The organism is Pseudomonas sp. Irchel s3b5 (assembly GCF_900187435.1).
In the GTDB taxonomy this organism is placed as follows: Bacteria; Pseudomonadota; Gammaproteobacteria; order Pseudomonadales; family Pseudomonadaceae; genus Aquipseudomonas.
In genome coordinates, this window is record NZ_FYDY01000049.1 from 1 (window position 1) to 19,456 (window position 19,456).

Annotated in this window: 19 protein-coding genes and 1 pseudogene; 9 read left to right on the forward strand and 11 right to left on the reverse strand. The window is 60.3% G+C overall.

Translation table 11 applies throughout. The annotated features are described in order from the left end of the window. Window positions 1–168 precede the first annotated feature (168 nt). From CKW15_RS27095 to CKW15_RS27125, 7 genes are all read right to left on the reverse strand, one after another. Entirely contained in the window at window positions 169–711 is a 543-nt protein-coding gene (locus CKW15_RS27095) for a DUF2058 domain-containing protein (RefSeq protein WP_095056555.1), read from the reverse strand. Window positions 712–739: 28 nt separating this feature from the next. Next, window positions 740–1,576 carry a nucleoside triphosphate pyrophosphohydrolase gene (gene mazG, locus CKW15_RS27100; RefSeq protein WP_095153025.1) on the reverse strand — a complete coding sequence of 279 codons (837 nt, stop codon included), beginning with the start codon at window positions 1,574–1,576 and terminating at the stop codon, window positions 740–742. Window positions 1,577–1,701: 125 nt separating this feature from the next. Then, window positions 1,702–3,945 carry a GTP diphosphokinase gene (gene relA, locus CKW15_RS27105; RefSeq protein ID WP_095153026.1) on the reverse strand — a complete coding sequence of 748 codons (2,244 nt, stop codon included), beginning with the start codon at window positions 3,943–3,945 and terminating at the stop codon, window positions 1,702–1,704. 121 nt (window positions 3,946–4,066) lie between these two features. Then, window positions 4,067–5,419, reverse strand: coding sequence for a 23S rRNA (uracil(1939)-C(5))-methyltransferase RlmD (gene rlmD / locus CKW15_RS27110; RefSeq protein ID WP_095153027.1), 1,353 nt, complete (start codon window positions 5,417–5,419; stop codon window positions 4,067–4,069). Continuing rightward, entirely contained in the window at window positions 5,419–6,321 is a 903-nt protein-coding gene (cysM, locus tag CKW15_RS27115) for a cysteine synthase CysM (RefSeq protein ID WP_095056551.1), read from the reverse strand. Before cysM ends, rlmD begins: the two co-directional genes overlap by 1 nt. A 167-nt stretch (window positions 6,322–6,488) precedes the next feature. Then, window positions 6,489–7,904 carry a sensor histidine kinase gene (locus CKW15_RS27120; protein ID WP_095153028.1) on the reverse strand — a complete coding sequence of 472 codons (1,416 nt, stop codon included), beginning with the start codon at window positions 7,902–7,904 and terminating at the stop codon, window positions 6,489–6,491. Next, window positions 7,894–8,613: a response regulator transcription factor gene (locus tag CKW15_RS27125; protein ID WP_095153029.1), complete on the reverse strand. Its 720-nt coding sequence runs from the start codon at window positions 8,611–8,613 to the stop codon at window positions 7,894–7,896. The genes CKW15_RS27120 and CKW15_RS27125 overlap by 11 nt, the downstream gene beginning before the upstream one ends. 215 nt (window positions 8,614–8,828) lie before the next feature. Between CKW15_RS27125 and CKW15_RS27130 the strand changes: the two genes are divergently transcribed. The 4 genes from CKW15_RS27130 (at window position 8,829) to CKW15_RS27145 (ending at window position 13,646) form a co-directional block, all read left to right on the forward strand. Continuing rightward, a complete protein-coding gene (locus CKW15_RS27130; RefSeq protein WP_095153030.1) occupies window positions 8,829–11,582 on the forward strand; it encodes a response regulator in 2,754 nt (917 codons plus the stop codon). Between the two features lie 155 nt (window positions 11,583–11,737). Beyond that, window positions 11,738–12,730 (forward strand): 2-hydroxyacid dehydrogenase, encoded by a 993-nt coding sequence (locus CKW15_RS27135; RefSeq protein ID WP_095153031.1) that lies wholly within the window; start codon window positions 11,738–11,740, stop codon window positions 12,728–12,730. 77 nt (window positions 12,731–12,807) lie between these two features. Then, a complete protein-coding gene (locus CKW15_RS27140; protein ID WP_020799714.1) occupies window positions 12,808–13,242 on the forward strand; it encodes a hypothetical protein in 435 nt (144 codons plus the stop codon). Beyond that, entirely contained in the window at window positions 13,242–13,646 is a 405-nt protein-coding gene (locus tag CKW15_RS27145) for an META domain-containing protein (protein ID WP_095056546.1), read from the forward strand. Before CKW15_RS27140 ends, CKW15_RS27145 begins: the two co-directional genes overlap by 1 nt. 124 nt (window positions 13,647–13,770) lie before the next feature. Here the strand turns inward: CKW15_RS27145 and CKW15_RS27150 are convergent, their stop codons facing one another. Then, the gene (locus CKW15_RS27150) at window positions 13,771–14,238 is read right to left on the reverse strand and encodes a TlpA disulfide reductase family protein (protein ID WP_095056545.1); all 468 of its coding nucleotides are present in this window, start codon (window positions 14,236–14,238) and stop codon (window positions 13,771–13,773) included. A gap of 114 nt (window positions 14,239–14,352) precedes the next feature. Between CKW15_RS27150 and arsC the strand changes: the two genes are divergently transcribed. The 3 genes from arsC to CKW15_RS27165 are packed head-to-tail and all read left to right on the forward strand — an operon-like array spanning window position 14,353 to window position 15,727. Next, the gene (arsC, locus tag CKW15_RS27155) at window positions 14,353–14,706 is read left to right on the forward strand and encodes an arsenate reductase (glutaredoxin) (RefSeq protein WP_095056544.1); all 354 of its coding nucleotides are present in this window, start codon (window positions 14,353–14,355) and stop codon (window positions 14,704–14,706) included. Continuing rightward, window positions 14,703–15,299, forward strand: coding sequence for an NAD(P)H:quinone oxidoreductase (gene wrbA, locus CKW15_RS27160; RefSeq protein ID WP_095153032.1), 597 nt, complete (start codon window positions 14,703–14,705; stop codon window positions 15,297–15,299). The genes arsC and wrbA overlap by 4 nt, the downstream gene beginning before the upstream one ends. A 2-nt stretch (window positions 15,300–15,301) precedes the next feature. After that, a complete protein-coding gene (locus CKW15_RS27165; RefSeq protein WP_095153033.1) occupies window positions 15,302–15,727 on the forward strand; it encodes a DUF2069 domain-containing protein in 426 nt (141 codons plus the stop codon). 79 nt (window positions 15,728–15,806) lie between these two features. Here CKW15_RS27165 and CKW15_RS27170 read toward each other — a convergent pair whose 3' ends face one another. Both CKW15_RS27170 and ttcA read right to left on the reverse strand, forming a co-directional pair. After that, window positions 15,807–16,481, reverse strand: a complete 675-nt coding sequence (locus tag CKW15_RS27170; protein WP_095153034.1) for a DNA-3-methyladenine glycosylase I — start codon at window positions 16,479–16,481, stop codon at window positions 15,807–15,809. A 46-nt stretch (window positions 16,482–16,527) separates the two neighbouring features. Continuing rightward, window positions 16,528–17,352, reverse strand: coding sequence for a tRNA 2-thiocytidine(32) synthetase TtcA (ttcA, locus tag CKW15_RS27175; RefSeq protein WP_095056541.1), 825 nt, complete (start codon window positions 17,350–17,352; stop codon window positions 16,528–16,530). Window positions 17,353–17,755: 403 nt separating this feature from the next. Here ttcA and CKW15_RS27180 point away from each other — a divergent pair, with 403 nt between their 5' ends. Together CKW15_RS27180 and CKW15_RS27185 are read left to right on the forward strand one after the other, a co-directional pair. Then, complete coding sequence (locus CKW15_RS27180; protein ID WP_095056540.1) at window positions 17,756–18,358, forward strand: Yip1 family protein; 603 nt, start codon at window positions 17,756–17,758, stop codon at window positions 18,356–18,358. A 158-nt stretch (window positions 18,359–18,516) separates the two neighbouring features. Continuing rightward, a complete protein-coding gene (locus CKW15_RS27185; RefSeq protein WP_095153035.1) occupies window positions 18,517–19,011 on the forward strand; it encodes a SprT family zinc-dependent metalloprotease in 495 nt (164 codons plus the stop codon). Between the two features lie 266 nt (window positions 19,012–19,277). Here the strand turns inward: CKW15_RS27185 and CKW15_RS27190 are convergent. Continuing rightward, window positions 19,278–19,456: pseudogene (locus tag CKW15_RS27190) on the reverse strand (IS256 family transposase); the annotation flags it as partial.

Consider the following 19,456-nt stretch of genomic DNA (forward strand, 5'->3'; position numbering starts at 1 on the left):
AGTTGAAAAGGTCGCCGAGGTCGAGCAGGTCTTGTTGAACAGACATAAAAAATCCGATGCCAGAGGTCTGGCATCGGATTTTCTAGGAAGCCCTGCGCGAGCTCAAATGCTTAAGTGAACAGCATTACGCCATGAGCGGGGTTTGTCGTTACTGCCACCTTTAACGGCTTACCACATCAGATCATCAGGGATCTGATACGCCGCGTACGGATCGTCCTCGGCAGCGACCTCTTCGGTCTGCACATTCAATTGCACAATGCGCTGTGGGTCGCGCTCCTGGATCTTCAGCGCCGCTTCACGCGGAATCACTTCATAACCCCCGGCGTGATGCACGATGGCCAGCGAGCCGCTGCTGAGCTTGTTACGCATCAGGGTGTTGACGCAGAGGCGCTTGACCTTCTTGTCGTCGACGAAGTTGTAGTAATCCTCGGTCGTCAGTTTGGGCAGGCGCGAGACTTCGATCAATTGCTTGACCTGCGCGGCGCGGGCCTTGGCCTCGGCCTTCTCCTGCTGCTGGCGATTGAGCTCCTGGTCGCGCTTGACCTTTTCGGCCATGGCTTCCTGGGCGGCACGCTGCTGCGAATCATCCAGCTCAATCTGGCCTTTATGGGCCAGACGCTGCTGCTTCTGTTTGTCTTTGCTGACCTGCTTGGCCTGCTTCTGGTTGACCAGCCCTGCTTTGAGCAACTGGTCGCGAAGGGAAATGCTCATGGTGCTTATTACTCACTTAGGCAACTGCTCAACCGCAGCTGGGCACATTCTTTTCCTGACGTTTGGCTTCGCCCCACAGGGCGTCCAACTCTTCGAGGGTGCAATCTTCCATGGGACGGTGGGTGTCGCGCAATGCCTGTTCGATAAAACGGAAGCGTCGCTCGAATTTGCTGTTGGCGCCACGCAATGCGGTTTCCGGATCGACCTTGAGGTGACGCGCCAGATTGACCACGGAAAACAGCAGGTCGCCGATCTCGTCGGCGACCGCTTGCGGGTCATTCTCGGACATGGCTTCAAGCACTTCGTCGAGTTCTTCGCGCGCCTTGTCCAGCACCGGCAAAGCGTCCGGCCAGTCGAAACCGACCTGCCCTGCGCGCTTCTGCAATTTCGCCGCGCGTGACAGCGCTGGCAACGCGCCGGGCACGTCATCGAGCAACGACAGCTGTTCGGGCGCCGATGATTTCTCTGCGCGCTCCTCGGCCTTGATCTCTTCCCAACGCTGCTTGACCTGTTCTTCACTCAGACGCGGGACATCCAGCGGCGCATACAGATCGCCGGTGGGGAACACGTGAGGATGGCGACGAATCAGCTTGCGGGTGATGCTGTCGACCACGCCATCGAATTCGAAGCGCCCTTCTTCCCGGGCCAACTGGCTGTAATAAACCACCTGAAACAACAAATCGCCCAGTTCACCCTGCAAGTGATCGAAGTCACCGCGCTCAATGGCGTCGGCGACTTCGTAGGCTTCTTCCAGGGTGTGCGGGACGATGCTGGCGTAAGTTTGCTTGATGTCCCACGGGCAACCGAACTGCGGGTCGCGCAGGCGGTTCATGAGGTGAAGCAGGTCTTCAAGGCTATAGGTCATTTATGGCTCACAACAAAACCCTGTAGGAGCTGGCTTGCCAGCGATGGCATCACCTCGATGCTCCAGTGAGACCGAGTTGTCTGCATCGCTGGCAAGCCAGCTCCCACAATGGATCGAAGTCATCTTCAAGGCGTACGGTTACGCCGGGTTTCGATGATGTTCGGCAGCTGGGAAATCCGCCCCAGCAACCTTCCCAACGCGTCCAGCCCCGGAATTTCGATGGTCAGGGACATCAGCGCGGTGTTGTCCTCCTTGTTCGAGCGGGTGTTGACCGCCAGCACGTTGATCCGCTCGTTGAGCAACACCTGCGAAACGTCTCGCAGCAAACCCGAACGGTCGTAGGCGCGAATGACGATGTCCACCGGATAGGTGAGCACCGGCACCGGGCCCCAGCTGACCTGAATGATCCGTTCCGGCTCACGCCCACCCAGTTGCAGCACAGAGGCGCAGTCCTGGCGGTGAATGCTCACGCCACGGCCCTGGGTGATGTAACCGACGATTGCATCGCCCGGCAGCGGCTGGCAGCAGCCGGCCATCTGCGTCATCAGGTTGCCGACGCCCTGGATCTGTATGTCGCCGCGCTTGCCAGGTTTGTAACCGGTGGCTTTGCGCGGAATCAGCTCCAGCTGTTCATTGCCGCGTTCCGGCTCGACCAGTTGTTGCGCCAGGTTGACCAGTTGCGCCAGGCGCAAGTCGCCAGCACCGAGGGCGGCGAACAGGTCTTCAGCGGTTTTCATGTTGGCCTTGTCGGCCAGCTTGTCGAAGTCCACCGCCGGCAGGCCGAGGCGATTGAGTTCACGCTCAAGCAGGGTTTTACCCGCAGCGACGTTCTGATCGCGCGCCTGCAACTTGAACCAGTGAACGATCTTCGCCCGCGCCCGCGACGTTGTGACGTAGCCCAGGTTCGGGTTCAGCCAGTCGCGGCTCGGGGTGCCGTGCTTGCTGGTGATGATCTCGACCTGCTCACCGGTTTGCAGGCTGTAGTTGAGCGGCACGATGCGCCCGTTGATCTTGGCGCCGCGGCAGTTGTGACCGATTTCGGTGTGCACGCGGTAGGCGAAGTCCAGCGGCGTCGCGCCCTTCGGCAAGTCGATAGCGTGACCGTCCGGAGTGAAGATGTAGACACGGTCGGGTTCGATGTCGACCCGCAACTGCTCCGCCAGGCCACCGATGTCGCCCAGCTCTTCATGCCACTCGAGCACCTGACGCAGCCAGGAGATTTTCTCTTCGTAGTGATTGGACCCGGACTTGACGTCGGTGCCTTTGTATTTCCAGTGTGCGCAAACCCCCAGCTCGGCCTCTTCGTGCATGGCATGGGTGCGGATCTGCACTTCCAGCACCTTGCCCTCAGGCCCGATCACCGCGGTGTGCAGCGAGCGGTAGCCGTTTTCCTTGGGGTTGGCGATGTAGTCGTCGAACTCTTTCGGGATGTGCCGCCACAGGGTGTGGACGATGCCCAGCGCGGTGTAGCAATCGCGCATTTCCGGCACCAGCACGCGAACGGCGCGCACGTCGTAGATCTGGCTGAACTCCAGACCCTTGCGCTGCATTTTGCGCCAGATCGAATAGATGTGTTTGGCCCGGCCGCTGATGTCGGCATCGACGCCGGTGGCCTGCAATTCGTTTTTCAGCTGGCTCATCACGTCGCTGATAAAGCGCTCGCGATCCAGTCGCCGCTCGTGGAGCAACTTGGCGATCTGCTTGTACTGGTCGGGCTCGAGGTAACGGAAGGACAAGTCCTCCAGTTCCCACTTGATGTGACCGATACCCAGGCGATGGGCCAGCGGCGCGTAGATGTCGAAGACTTCACGGGCCACGCGGTTGCGCTTTTCATCGTCGGCGGTTTTCACCGCACGGATCGCGCACGTGCGTTCGGCCAGTTTGATCAAAGCGACGCGCACGTCGTCGACCATCGCCACCAGCATTTTGCGCAGGTTTTCCACCTGGCCCTGGGTGCCCATCACCATGGACTTGCGCGGGCTCAGGCTGTCACTGATCGCCGCCATGCGTTGCACGCCGTCGATGAGTTTGGCGACCACGGGACCGAAGCGCTGGCTGACGGCCGGCAGCGAGATCTGGTTTTCGCGCACGCCGCGATACAGGATCGCGGCGACCAGCGAATCCTGATCAAGCTTGAGGTCGGCGAGAATCTCGGCGATCTCAAGCCCGGTGCGGAAAGTCGAGTTGCCTTCCGACCACAGATTTTGTGCCGCATTGGCTTGCTGTTCGGCCTCGCGAGCGTACTCGCAGGCCTCCTTCAAGGCTTCGCGATCCAGTGCCTGATCGACACTGACCGCATGATCGAGCCAAGCCTCGAGATTGATACTGCCGTCGGTGTTGATCGGCTGGTGTGCTCTCACCTGTACCATCTTGCTTACCTTCCCTACGACGCAGATTCAATGCGTCAAATCGCTGACCTTCGTTGCCCGTGCGCCCACGTCGGGCTAGTGCGCAGCAGCACGGGCGGGCCAGTCGGACCAGACGAGCATCCTAGCTCGCTTCAAATAACGCCATGGCCTCGACATGTGCCGTCTGAGGAAACATATCGAGAATCCCGGCACGTTTTAACCGGTAGCCCTGCTTGATCAATTCGACCGTGTCGCGCGCCAGCGTTGCCGGGTTGCACGACACATACACCAACCGTTCGGCACCCAGCGACTTGAGCTTGCGCACGACCTCGAAAGCACCGTCACGCGGTGGATCCAAGAGTACCGCACAAAAGCCTTCGGCGGCCCATTCGGCGTCCGTCAAAGGCTGGGATAAATCGGCCTGAAAAAACTTCGCGTTATGCAGATTATTGCTAGCCGCATTCGCCGCAGCCCGATCGACCATCACCTGCACGCCTTCGACCGCCACGACTTCACGAGCGGTCTTGGCCAGCGGCAAGGCAAAGTTGCCCAGACCACAAAACAGATCGAGAACCCGTTCTTGCGCCTTCGGCTTCAACCAGTCCAGTGCCTGAGCCACCATGGCTTCGTTGACCCCGGCGTTGACCTGGATGAAATCCCCCGGACGGTAAGCCAGTTCCAGATCCCATTGTTCCAGACGATAACCCAGCGACTGACCGGCCTCGACCGGTTGCGGCTCGCCGTCGCCATGCAGCCACAATTGGGCTTCATGGAACGCACAGAAATCCTTGAGGATCGCCAGGTCTGCCTCGGACAACGGCGCCATGTGCCGCAGCAACACTGCCAGCGAAGAACCGCTGAACAATTCCACGTGCCCGAGTGCCTGAGGCTTGCTCAAGCGCCGCAACATCTCCGGCAGGCGGGCCATGATCGGTTGCAAGGGCTGTACCAGCACCGGGCATTCATCGATACCGACGATGTCCTGACTGCCGGCGGCGCGGAAACCGACTTCGAGCTTCTTCGCCTTCATGTCCCAGCGTACGGCGACGCGGGCACGACGACGGTAGGCGAATTCAGGGCCGCTCAAAGGCGCTGCCCACTCTTCGGGCTCGACCCCGGCGACTTTCGACAATTGCTCGGCGAGCATGCGCTGTTTCAGGGCAAGTTGTTCTTGATGAGGCAGATGCTGCACGCTGCAACCGCCACAGCGGCCCGCATGGGGGCACGGTGCCGGGCGTCGCAGTTCGCTGGCCTTGAACACCCGTTCGGTGCGTGCCTCGACCACTTTGCCGTGGGCACCGAGCACGCGAGCCTCGATTTCTTCACCGGCCAATGCGCCGAGAACGAACCAGGTGCGGCCTTCGAAAAACGCGATACCGCGACCGTCGTTGGCCAGGCGCTCAATGGTCAGGCGCTGCTTTTTGCCGGTCGGGACTTGCGGGGCCTTGCTGCCGCCGGTGGGCTGGAAGCGCAGGCCTCTTTCATGCTTGGCCATCAGTTGGGCGCGTCGAAAATGCCGGTCGACAGGTAACGGTCGCCACGGTCGCAGATGATCGCGACGATCACCGCATTTTCAACTTCTTTGGACAGACGCAACATCGCTGCCACGGCACCGCCCGAGGATACGCCACAGAAAATGCCTTCTTCGCGGGCCAGTCGACGGGTGACGTCTTCGGCCTCGCTTTGCGCCATGTCGACGATCCGGTCCACGCGATCGGCCTGGTAGATCTTCGGCAGGTATTCGTGGGGCCAGCGACGGATGCCCGGAATCGCCGAGCCTTCCATGGGTTGCAGGCCGACGATCTGCACGTTGTCGTTCTGCTCTTTCAAGTAGCGCGAAACGCCCATGATGGTGCCGGTGGTGCCCATGGAGCTGACGAAATGGGTGATGGTGCCCTCGGTCTGACGCCAGATTTCCGGGCCGGTGGTGGTGTAGTGCGCTTCAGGGTTGTCACCGTTGGCGAACTGGTCCAGCACCTTGCCGTGGCCTTCGGCTTCCATTCGCTGGGCGAGGTCGCGAGCGCCTTCCATACCTTCTTCCTGGCTGACCAGAATCAGTTCGGCGCCATACGCGGTCATGGCGGCCTTGCGTTCGGCACTGGAGTTGTCCGGCATGATCAGGATCATCTTGTAACCCTTGATCGCAGCGGCCATGGCCAACGCAATCCCGGTATTACCCGAGGTCGCTTCGATCAGCGTATCGCCGGCGTGGATCTGCCCACGCAACTCGGCGCGGGTAATCATCGACAGCGCCGGACGGTCCTTGACCGAACCCGCCGGGTTGTTCCCTTCGAGCTTGAGCAAAAGGGTATTGCTGGTGGCGCCGGGCAGGCGCTGCAAACGGACCAGCGGAGTGTTGCCGACGCAATCGGCGATGGTTGGGTACTGCAAGGTCATGGCGTATTCGCAATCCAGACTGCGGGGGCGACTATCATACCGGCAAACCTCGCAAGGCCATATCACGCAAAGTACGGTGCTTATGGTTTATGGGAATAAGGCGGGAATGTGTATTGATTTTGAGGGCCACATCGCGAGCAAGCTCGCTCCTAAAGGTTGCACAGTGATCACACACTTTGCGGTTGAAACACGGTCACTGCGGGCTCGCCCGCGATGACGTCGGCGCTGGCACGATCAACATCCGCAAGCAGACGCATATTCAGGCACAACCCGGTCCCGGTGTTCTGCGCCCACAGTTGCCCGCCCTGACGTTGCACTGCGTTTCTGGCGATGCTCAAGCCCAGGCCAAAGCCACCGTCGCCGGGACGTGAGCCATCGAGTCGGGTGAACGGCAGGAAGATCCGCTCCAGATCGGTTTCTGCCACGCCGCCCCCCTGATCTTCCAGCCACAGGTGCCAGAATTCCCCATCACGCTGCCCACCAAGCCGGACGACGCCCCCTTCGGGCGAATGGCGAATCGCGTTTCGCAGGATGTTTTCCAGCGCCTGGGCCAGCGTGTTGAGATGACCGCGAACCCAGCAGGATGCATCCACCGTGCATTGCAACTGCGTATCGGGCCAGCCACTTTCATAGCAGGCGTTTTCCGTGAGCATTTCCCATAACGCCTGGATCTGAATCGATTCGTCGGGTAATCGGGTTCGCTCGGTGTCGAGCCAGGCCAGTTGCAGTGTGTCTTCCACCAGACGCTGCATGCCATCGACTTCGCGACCGATGCGTTCGCGCAAATGCTCCAGGCCTTGCTCGCTTTCACTGGCCACCCGCAGTCGGCTCAACGGCGTGCGCAACTCATGGGACAGATCGCGCAGCAACTGCTGCTGTAACGCAACCGTGGTTTGCAAGCGTTCGGACATGTGATCGAACGCCCTGCCCAGCTCACCGAGTTCATCTGAACGATTGGTGGTTCGACTCGATAACCGCACATTGAGCTGATCGACACGCCAGGCGTTGGCCTGGGCACGCAGACTGTTGAGTGGTACTACCAGCAAACGGTACAGGCCGACACACAGCAGCAAGGTGAACAGGCCCGGAATCACGCCGTTGGTGATCACGCGCCACAACACCCGATAACGACCGGGCACGAAGCGCTGGGGCAGTTCGATCACCAGACTGCCGACCGACGGATCGCCGGGAAACGGTACCCGCATCCATGGCCGGCCTTTCTTGTGGATCGGCCAGTCGAGGCCGCGCAGGAAGGTCAGGCGCTCAATCTCCTTGTCGGTCAGCGGATGCTCGCTCAACGACTGCAAATCCCCGCCTACGACCCCGATCCAGCTCGCTTCGCGCTGCTGCATGTCCTGCAACCAGGCATCGACACCCGCGTTCTGGCCCCTATCCCATGCCTGCTCGGCCTGCGCGGCATAGCGCGTCAACGTGCCCCGAGCCTCATCGGAGAGGAACTGGTTTCGCTGCTCCATGTAGCGGCCCCAGGACCAGCTCAGCCAGATCATCAGCAGACAGAATGCCACCAGCAAACAGGCCAGTTTCCAGAACAGCGAATGCCGGCCCGGCAAATTACATTTCATCGGCTGCGCTCAAGATGTAACCCTTGCCCCAGACCGTGCGCACTTCGCGCTCGGTGTAATCGATGGCCTTGAGCTTGCGACGGATCTGACTGATGTGCATGTCCAGGCTGCGATCATGGGCGGCATAACCACGTTGCAACACGTGTTGATAAAGGAAGGCTTTACTCAAGACTTCGTCAACGCTGCGGTACAGCGTATCGAGCAATCGGTACTCGCTGCGGGTCAGGCCGGCCGGGCGCTCGCCATAAAAGGCATCGAAATGCTCTTCATCGAAACGCAGGCTGTCCATCGACGACACAACGGCGACCAGAGCAGGCCGACGGTCGAGGGCCACCCGCCGCAGAATCGCTTCGATGCGCACCCGCAACTCCACCATGCTGAATGGTTTGGGCAGGTAGTCGTCGGCACCGAGTCGAAAGCCGCTGATGCGATCCGCCTCCGCGCCCAGGGCCGACATCAGCAACACCGGAGTGGAATGGCTCTGACGCAGTTGAGTCAACACGGCCAGACCGTCCATGCCCGGCAGCAGAATATCCATCAGCACCACATCGAACGGTTGCTCGCGGGCCATGGTCAGGCCTTCCTGGCCGTTCTTGCACCAGGTCACCTGAAAACCGCTGCGTTCCAGATGCTCGTGAACATAGGCACCGAGAACGAGGTCGTCTTCGATGGACAGGATTCGGGGATGGCTGGCAGCAATGGGAGTCATGACTATCTGCAAATAATTCTCAGTTGAGCGATTATTCAAGATTGCTGCAGCCGGGGCAACCCACGGTTGGCCCATAACGCCAATCCACCGCACTGGCCGACGAACGACGACATCAATTTTACGAAGATTGCCTGCAAGCAAGTCGCTACACTGCGCACGTAGTGTTTGCCGCACGCAAGTGCAGGTTTATAAATGGCTGGATGCAGGAGAGAGGCGTGCTCAAGAAACTGGGGATTAAAGGCCGCGTGCTGTTGCTGACCCTGTTGCCGACCAGCCTGATGGCGTTGGTGCTGGGCGGTTACTTCATCTGGATGCAACAGTCCGACCTGCAGACCCAATTGATGCAACGCGGTGAGATGATCACCGAGCAACTGGCCCCTCTGGCAGCACCGGCCCTGAGCCATCAGGACAACGAGTTGCTGGAACGCATCGCCACACAAGCCCTGGAACAGTCCGACGTACGCGCCGTCACCCTCCTCGCTCCCGACCGCACTCCACTCGCCCACGCTGGCCCGAGCATGCTCAATCAATCGCCATTGGGTAACGGCACGCAAATGCTGCATCGCAGCGGCAGTGATGCGACTCGCTACCTGATGCCGGTATTCGGCAAACATCGCAACCTGGCCGGAGCGGTCATCCCCGAAGAAACCGAGCGCCTGCTGGGTTGGGTCGAACTGGAGCTGTCCCACAGCGGCATGCTGTTGCGCGGTTATCGCAGTCTGTTTGCCAGCCTGCTGATGATCGGTGCCGGGCTCGTCGGTGCGGCGTTGCTGGCGCTGCGCATGGGCCGAAGCATCAATCGACCTCTGAGCCAGATCACGCAAGCCGTGACCCAGCTCAAGGAGGGCCATCTGGAAACCCGTCTGCCGCCCCTCGGCAGCCAGGAACTGGATGAATTGGCGTCCGGCATCAACCGCATGGCCGGCACCCTGCAAAACGCCCAGGAAGAATTGCAGCACAGCATCGACCAAGCCACCGAAGACGTGCGCCAGAACCTGGAAACCATTGAAATCCAGAACATCGAACTGGACCTGGCGCGCAAGGAAGCCCTGGAGGCGAGCCGGATCAAGTCCGAATTCCTGGCCAACATGAGCCACGAAATCCGCACGCCGCTCAACGGCATCCTCGGTTTCACTCATCTGTTGCAAAAAAGCGAGCTGACGCCCCGCCAACTCGACTACCTGGGCACCATCGAAAAGTCCGCCGACAGCCTGCTGGGGATCATCAACGAGATTCTCGACTTCTCGAAAATCGAGGCCGGCAAATTGGTGCTCGACCATATTCCGTTCAACCTGCGCGACCTGCTGCAAGACACCCTGACGATCCTGGCCCCGGCCGCCCACGCCAAACAGCTGGAGCTGGTGAGCCTGGTCTATCGCGACACGCCGCTGTCCCTGGTGGGCGACCCGCTGCGCCTCAAGCAGATCCTCACGAACCTGGTGAGCAACGCAATCAAGTTCACCCGCGAAGGCACCATCGTCGCCCGCGCCATGCTCGAAGAAGAACACGAAGACAGCGTGCAACTGCGCATCAGTATTCAGGACACCGGCATCGGCCTGTCGAACCAGGATGTGCGCACCCTGTTCCAGGCGTTCAGTCAGGCCGACAACTCGCTGTCGCGACAACCGGGTGGTACCGGTCTGGGGCTGGTGATTTCCAAGCGTCTGATCGAACAGATGGGCGGCGAGATCGGCGTCGACAGCACGCCGGGCGAAGGCTCGGAGTTCTGGATCAGCCTGAGCCTGCCAAAAACCCGTGACGACGTTGAAGACTTGCCGAGCGCGCCGCTGTTCGGACGTCGGGTGGCGGTGCTGGAAAACCACGAACTGGCGCGTCAGGCGTTGCAACATCAACTGGAAGATTGCGGTCTTTCCGTCACCCCGTTCAGTACGCTGGAAAGCCTGACCAACGGCGTCACCAGCGCTCACCAGACCGAACAATCCATCGACCTGGCGGTGCTGGGGATCACCAGCAACGACATGCCGCCGGAACGCCTCAACCAGCACATCTGGGATCTCGAACACCTGGGCTGCAAAGTGTTGGTGCTGTGCCCGACCACGGAACAAACGCTGTTCCATCTCTCGGTGCCCAACCCCCACAGTCAACTCCAGGCCAAACCGGCGTGCACCCGCAAACTGCGCCGTTCGTTGTCCGATCTGGTCAACCCGCGCACCTTGCGCAGCGAGCCGAGCGAACCGCTGTCCAGTCGCGCACCGAAAGTGCTGTGTGTCGACGACAACCCGGCCAATCTGCTGCTGGTGCAAACCTTGCTCGAAGACATGGGCGCCAAGGTGCTGGCCGTCGATAGTGGTTACGCCGCCATCAAAGCGGTGCAGAACGAGACGTTCGATCTGGTGCTGATGGACGTGCAGATGCCCGGCATGGATGGACGCCAGAGCACCGAGGCGATCCGTCAGTGGGAAAGCGAACGGCATTGCACGCCGTTGCCCATCGTCGCCCTCACCGCGCACGCCATGGCCAACGAAAAACGCGCACTGCTGCAAAGCGGCATGGACGACTACCTGACCAAACCGATCAGCGAGCGGCAACTGGCGCAGGTTGTCCTGAAGTGGAGCGGCCTGGCACTGCGCAACCACAGCCCTGAGCGCTCCAACGATGGACACGCCGGCGGTCATGACCTGTTGGTGCTCGACCATGAAGAAGGCTTGCGCCTGGCGGCCGGCAAGGCTGATCTGGCGGCGGATATGCTGGCGATGCTGCTGGCCTCCCTGGAAGCCGACCGCGAAGCCATTCGTCTGGCCCAGCAAAGCAATGATCACAACGCCCTGATCGAGCGGGTCCATCGCCTGCACGGCGCGACCCGCTACTGTGGCGTTCCGCAATTGCGTGCCGCCTGCCAACGCAGCGAAACCCTGCTCAAGCAGCAAGACCCGAAGGCCAACATGGCGCTCGATGAACTCGACCGGGCGATCAATCGTCTGGCCACCCAGGCGCGCATGAATGCTTGATGCAACGCAAGGACGTTGTTTCAACATCGGCATAAGCTCACCGCTAACTCTGCAGGAGCTGGCTTGCCAGCGAATCGGTCTCAGGAACCACGAAACACTTGAGGTCCCCTTCGCCGGCAAACCGGCTCCTGCTGGAATGGGACAAAGGGGAAATCATGCGTACGATTCTATTCAGCAGCCAGACCTACGATCGCGACAGTTTTCTGGGTGCCGAACCTGCGAGCGGCATCGAACTGTATTTCCAGCCGGCACGGCTGAGCCTCGATACCGCGGCACTGGCCCAGGGTTACGAGGTGGTCTGCGCATTCATCAATGATGACCTGAGCGCACCGGTGCTCGAATGCCTGGCGGCGGGCGGCACTCGCCTGATCGCTCTGCGTTCGGCGGGTTACAACCATGTCGACTTGCCCACGGCAAAACGCCTGGGGTTGGACATCGTGCGCGTTCCAGCCTATTCGCCCCATGCCGTCGCTGAACATGCGGTGGCGCTGATCCTCGCCCTCAACCGATGCCTGCACCGCGCCTACAACCGCACCCGCGAGGGGGACTTCAGGCTTCAGGGGCTGACCGGTTTCGATCTGGTCGGCAAGACTGTCGGCGTGGTCGGCACCGGGCAGATCGGCGCGACCTTCGCAAAAATCATGAACGGTTTCGGCTGCCAACTGCTGGCTTATGACCCCTACCCCAACCCGCAGGTCGAAGCCCTCGGCGCCCGCTACCTGAGCCTGCCGCAACTGTTGGCCGAATCGCAGATCATCAGCCTGCACTGCCCGCTCAACGAGCAGAGCAAGCACTTGATCAATCACGAGTCGCTGGCGCCCATGCAGCCCGGCGCAATGCTGATCAACACCGGACGCGGCGGTCTGGTCGATACGCCGGCGTTGATCGATGCGCTGAAGGATGGTCGCCTGGGGTATCTGGGGCTGGATGTGTACGAAGAGGAAGCGCAAATTTTCTTCGAAGACCGTTCCGACCTGCCCTTGCAGGACGACGTGCTGGCGCGCCTGCTGACCTTTCCTAACGTGATCGTCACCGCGCATCAGGCCTTCCTGACCCGCGAAGCCCTGGACGCGATTGCGACCACCACCTTGCAGAACATCGCAGCCTGGGCGGCGGGGTCGGCGCAAAACCAGGTCGAGGGTGACTGAAACGGATCGAAGGTCACCCGCCTGCAATATGTCGCGTGCAAGCCCGTGCTAGCATATCGCGCATATTTGGAGGACCCATGGTCGAACACGATTTCCGCTACACGCTGATGAACCCGCAACACACCCTCACTGAATGCCGCGCCCTGGTGCCGGGGCGCTATCAAGTCACCGGCAACGGTGGTTCGATTCGCAACAATGACGTGCTGGTCGTGACGCTCAAAGGTGCCAAGGACTTGTCCATGCGCCTGACCGTCGAAACGGTTCGCCACCTGATCAATCCGCCGGGCCAATGGGTCGCGGTTGCCAGTGGCCCGGTGTTCGGCGAACTGGCGATCCACACCTGGCAGGTCAACTGTGACAGCTGCGCCAAAGAGCTGAGCTTCGAGTTCGCGGTCGACGCCAAACTCGGCAACAAGGCCGAAAAGCCTGCCGCCACCGCGCGGATTGCCGAGTTGGGCTGGACCACTGTCGGCGAGAAACACCTGTGCCCGAAATGCCAGGAGCCTGCGTGATGAATCGCCTTGCTCTGACCGGGATGGTCGGTGCCAGCCTGATGGGCTGCGCCGCCGATCCGGTGCCATTGCAGCAAAACCGCAGCTACATTCTGGAATGGATCGGCGAGCGGCCGTTGATGGATTACAGCCACCTGACCATCACCCTCGGTGAAGACGGCCGGGCTTACGGCAACGGCGGCTGCAACCACTGGTTCGCGCCCTACACCCTCGAAGGTCACAAGCTGAGCTTCGGCAAAATCGGCAGCACCCGCAAACTCTGTGCGCCAGCGCTGATGGAGCAGGAAAAACGCTTCCTGCAAGCGTTGGAAAATGTACAGCGCTGGGACGTTTCGCCGATCGACCAGATGCGCTTCTGGCCGGCCGAAGGCAAGCCGTTGCGTTGGTGGCTCGAAGAGGGTTGATCCCTTCGCAACCATCGAAACCTGTAGGAGCCGGCTTGCCGGCGATAGCATTGTTTCAGGCGATATCAATGTTGACCGATCTGGCGCTATCGCCAGCAAGCCGGCTCCTGCAAGGTCTCGCTGATCAATTCTTCGCCTGCAACGCCTCAAGCTTCGCCGCCACCCCTGCCGCCGTCTGCTCACCCATCAATTGCTCGCGCACCTTGCCTTTGTTATCGATGATGTACGTCACCGGCAATGCCTCACTGCGCGGTAGCTCGAACAACTCCGAAGGGTCCTGCGCCAGCACGGTGAACTTGATCCCCAGCTTCTCGCTGGCGCTTTTGAGTTCTTCACCCTGCACGTTGTCGAAGTTGACCCCGAACACACCGATCTTCTTGTCCTTGAGCTGCTCGGCCAAGGCATTCAGCTCCGGGATCTCTGTTCTGCAAGGCCCGCACCATTCGGCCCAGAAGTTAAGCACCAGCCATTGGTTGTCCAGGCGCTCGCTGGCGATTTTCTGACCGTTCTGGTCGATGCCATAGTCGTTACCGCAGCCCCCCAGCATCAACGTCCCGATGATCGCCAATGCCGCTGCCAGTCGCCTTGTCATGTCGTGTTCCTTGTCAAAAATTGAATGCGCCTGCGACCCATCGCCTCTCACGGTTCTGGATTGCGCGCTGCACAGTTAGAATAGCCGCCACCTTACGCAAGATGCGACCCGCTCATGACCGATCTGACGCTTTATCACAATCCGCGCTGCTCGAAATCCCGCGGTGCGCTCGAACTGCTTGAAGCCCGCGGCCTGACGCCAACGGTGGTTCGTTACCTGGAAACGCCGCTGGACGCCGCGCAAATCCAGCGCCTGCTGGGCAAAATCGGCATCAGCGCCCGGCAATTGCTGCGCACTGGCGAAGACGAATACAAGACCCTCAATCTGGCCGACAGCAGCCTGAGCGAGGCGCAGCTGATCGCCGCCATCGCCGCCCACCCGAAATTGATGGAGCGACCGATTCTCGAAGCCGGCGACAAAGCCGTCATCGGCCGGCCGCCGGAGCAGATCCTGGAACTGTTGCCATGAGCGCGCCCTACATTCTGGTCCTGTATTACAGCCGCAGCGGCTCGACCAATGAGATGGCCCGGCAAATTGCTCGCGGCGTCGAGCAGGCAGGCCTTGAAGCGCGCTTGCGCACCGTGCCGGCGATTTCCACCGAATGCGAAGCTGTGTCGCCAGAGATTCCGGATGAAGGCGCGCTGTATGCCAGCCTCGACGACCTGAAGAATTGCGCCGGACTGGCACTCGGCAGCCCGACCCGCTTCGGCAACATGGCGGCGCCGCTCAAGTACTTCCTCGACGGCACCAGCAACCTGTGGCTGACCGGCGCGCTGGTGGGCAAACCGGCCGGTGTGTTCACCTCCACCGCCAGCCTGCACGGTGGTCAGGAAACCACACTGCTGTCGATGATGCTGCCGTTGCTGCACCACGGCATGCTGATCACCGGCCTGCCTTACAGTGAGTCGGCGCTACTGGAAACCCAGGGTGGCGGCACGCCGTATGGTGCCAGCCATCACGCCGGCGCCGATGGCAAAAGCGGTCTGGATAGCCATGAAATTGCGCTGTGCCGCGCGCTGGGCATGCGCCTGGCGAAGACTGCACAGAAACTGGAGGGCTGACGGTGGCCAGGAAACCGAAGATTTTGCCCGCCATCGAATGGCTTGAACCCCGGGTTCGGGCCATGCGCGTTATCAGCCTGCTGTGCTTTTTCGGCTTGGCCGGCCTGCTGTGTGTTTACTACTTGGCAATCGCCGATCTGCACGGCGCACGTCCCTGGGTAATTCTGCTGATCGAACTGGTGCCGTTGCTGCTGTTGGCGCCGGGGATGATCGTCGGCAGTCCTCGCGGGCATTCATGGATGTGTTTTGTGGTGAACCTGTATTTCATCAAGGGCGCATTGGCCGCCTATGACCCGAACCGACAGATCTTCGGTTTGCTGGAGATGGGCGCTAGCCTGGCGGTGTTCTGTTCGGCGCTACTGTACGTGCGCTGGCGGTATCAGTTGAACCGCAAGCTGGCTGGCGAGGGCACCCCCTCCGTCGCCTGATCTGATGCCATCGCTGGCAAGCCAGCTCTTGCGGTGAACCTGTAGGAGCTGGCTTGCCAGCGATGGGGGCGACTCGGTCTCAATGATTGACGGTATACGCCAGCATCATCGAAATCTGGCTCATGGCCCGCCCACCACTCTCTTCATGCCACTGATTGAACACGTCCTGCACCAACGCGAGGTCGCGCAAGCTGGTCGGCACCTTGTCGACGATCTTCTGCGCATTCAATGCCGCCACCACGTCGTAGCTCGGCACAAAGGTGTCCTTGCCAACCATGCGCAAGAAGCGTGGCGCCGACAAACCGCCCAACTGGTGGCCGCGTTTTTTCAGAAAGGTCCAGAGCCCGACGATATCGGTCACGGGCCAATCGGCAATCATCGCGCCGAAGCTGCCCTTCTCATGGGCCACGTCCAGCACGAACTGCGCATTGCGCGGTACGCTTTTGAGCTTGCCCAAATGGCGGATGATCCGCGCGTCCTGCATCAGCCGCTCAAGATGCTCGGCGCTCATCAGCACGACTTTTTCCGGGTCGAACTTGAAGAACACCTCTTCGAAGGCCGGCCATTTTGCATCCACCAGGCTGTGCTTGAGGCCGGCGCGGAACACGCGCAATGCCATGGTCGAGAGGTAGCGATCATCGCTGATCTTGCGCAGTTGCGCCGGAGTCTTGGGAACGGGCAGATGGGCTTCCAGTTCAGCCGCCGAACCGAAGCGGTTCAGGCAGTACTCATTGAGCCACTTGTAATCGCGCATGCCCTCTCCTGAGGATTGAAAAATGAACTGCCCACAGTGATCGCAGTTAAAGGTTGACCACGTTGACGAACCGCGAAGCCGCGCTTTCGTCGATCTTGAGGCTGGTGAAATCAAACAGGTTGCGGTCCGCCAGTTGCGACGGGATCACGTTCTGCAGGCTGCGGAAAATACTCTCGGTGCGGCCCGGGGTCTTGCGCTCCCAGTCCAGCAGCATGTCCTTGACCACCTGGCGTTGCAGGTTTTCCTGGGAACCACAAAGGTTGCACGGGATGATCGGGAATTGCTTGAGGTCCGAGTAGGCCTGGATGTCTTTCTCGTTGCAGTAGGCCAGCGGACGGATCACCACGTTGCGCCCGTCATCGGCGCGCAGTTTTGGCGGCATGGCCTTGAGCGAACCGTTGAAGAACATGTTCAGGAAGAACGTCTCGACAATGTCGTCGCGGTGATGACCGAGGGCCATTTTGGTCGCGCCGATTTCGTCGGCAAAGGTGTAGAGCGTGCCACGACGCAGGCGCGAACACAGCGAGCACGTGGTCTTGCCTTCCGGAATCAGCTCCTTGACCACCGAGTACGTGTCTTTCTCGACGATGTGGTACTCGATGCCCAGCGCCTTCAGGTAGGCCGGCAGCACGTGTTCCGGGAAACCCGGCTGTTTCTGGTCCATGTTCACGGCCACGATCTCGAACTTGATCGGCGCGACCTTCTGCAAGTGCATCAGCACATCAAGCATGGTGTAGCTGTCTTTGCCACCGGACAGGCAGACCATGACCTTGTCGCCGTCTTCAATCATGTTGAAATCGGCAACCGCCTCACCGGCCTGACGGCGAAGACGCTTTTGCAGTTTGTTCTGGTTGACCGTAAGAGTGCCCATGACGCGAAATCCGTGAGGTGTGACGAAAGGCCGGCATTTTACGCAAAAAACACCACTGGGGCGAAGCGTTCCCGGCACTCCGTGGCGAGGGAGCTTGCTCCCGAAGCGCCCCCGAAATCATCCAACGCATTGATCCAGACACTGCGCGGCGTTTTTGCGGCTGCTGCACAGCCGAGCGGGAGCAAGCTCCCTCGCCACCGGTGTCATACAGCACAGACCCCGCGGCGATTAACAACCGGGTTTACAGCGCAATTTGCTCTAAAGCCCTGCTTCCCAGGGGGAAACTCCTTCCTATACTGCGACATAAGGTCACATACATTTCCAGACCTACACCTTACTTGGCCTATTTGGCCTGTAGGCGCTCCGCTGGGGGGCGATGTTAAAAACAAGAGGAGTGACTGGCATGATCCATCACGTAGTGGGGCTCTTCACCCACCCTGACCAAGAATGGAAAGAAATCCGTGGCGACCAGGAGGAAAGCATCAGCCACATGTACCTGACCCATACCCTGATTCTGGCGGCGATTCCCGCCGTGTCGGCGTTTATCGGCACCACGCAGGTCGGCTGGGTCATCGGCAATCGGCCTCCGGTGATGCTGACCGTAGAGAGCGCGATCTGGATGACGGTCATGTCGTACCTGGCGATGCTGGGCGGTGTGGCAGTGATGGGCGCGTTCATCCACTGGATGGCCCGCACCTATGACGCCAACCCGAGCCTTGCACGCTGCGTTGCTTTTGCGACTTATACCGCGACACCGTTGTTCATCGGTGGCCTCGCCGCCCTCTACCCGCACTTGTGGCTGGGGATGATCATCGGCACCGCGGCCATCTGTTACACGGTATACCTGCTGTATGTGGGGCTACCGACCTTCATGAACATTCCATCTGACGAGGGTTTTCTGTTTTCCAGTTCAGTGCTTGCCGTAGGCCTGGTGGTGCTGGTGGCCATCATGGCATTTACCGTTATTGTCTGGGGACTCGGCGTGGGGCCGGTCTACACTAGTTAACGTGTCACCTAAAAATCAGATATGCCAACACTCAGGCCGCCGCAAGGCGGCCTTTTAATGGGGCCGCAAAAAACAGCGTTGGCGACCATTCGGCGCCTTGGCGATTCGCAAGGCCAAAGCGTTGCGGCATACTCGACGGCTCTGGAGATCCATCAAGCATGCCCGAGCAACTCAATATCCGCGTCGAAGACTGTTTCCAACAAGCCGAATCCTTTTTCAAACGACCTTTCAAACGCCCTGTGGTGAGTCTTAAGCTGCGCGGGCAAAAAGCCGGTGTCGCGCACTTGCACGAGAATCTGCTGCGTTTCAATCCACAGCTGTACCGGGAAAACGCCGAAGACTTCCTCAAGCAGACCGTGGCCCATGAAGTGGCGCACCTGATCGCCCATCAACTGTTCGGTGACCGCATCCAGCCCCACGGCGAGGAGTGGCAACTGATCATGCGCGGCGTTTACGAACTGCCACCCAACCGCTGCCACACCTACGATGTGAAGCGCCGCAGCGTGACCCGCTACATCTATAAATGCCCGTGCCCCGACAGTGATTTTCCGTTTTCAGCGCAGCGTCATGGTCTGGTACGCCAGGGTCGGCGGTATTTGTGCCGGCGGTGTCAGCAAACCCTGGTGTTCAGTGGGGAAAGGCGGATCGAGTAGTCAGATTTCGGTGACTGTACTGGCCTCATCGCCAGCAGGCTGGCTCCCACAGGGGATTATCGGTCCACCATAGAACCATTGTGGGAGGGGTGAGTAGTTGGTTTTTTGTGACTGCACTAGCCCCATCGCCAGCAGGCTGGCTCCCACAGGGGATTATCGGTGCACCATAGAACCATTGTGGGAGGGGTGAGTAGTTGGTTTTTTGGGGACTGTCAGATATTTTGTGTGCAGGCCGGTAACGGCCTGCCGTTAGGCAGGCCATTCTTTTACCAGGCAGGCCTGATAAATCGATCTCCGTACAGAATCGCGAATTGATTCATCGCACTTTTCCAGTCATGGGCCGCTGAGCCCCAGTTTGCTGTGATGTTGCGCAGCCCAAGCCAGATCAGTTTTGTCGCCGCATCGTCGGTTGGGAAGTGACCTCGGGTCTTGATGATCTTGCGCA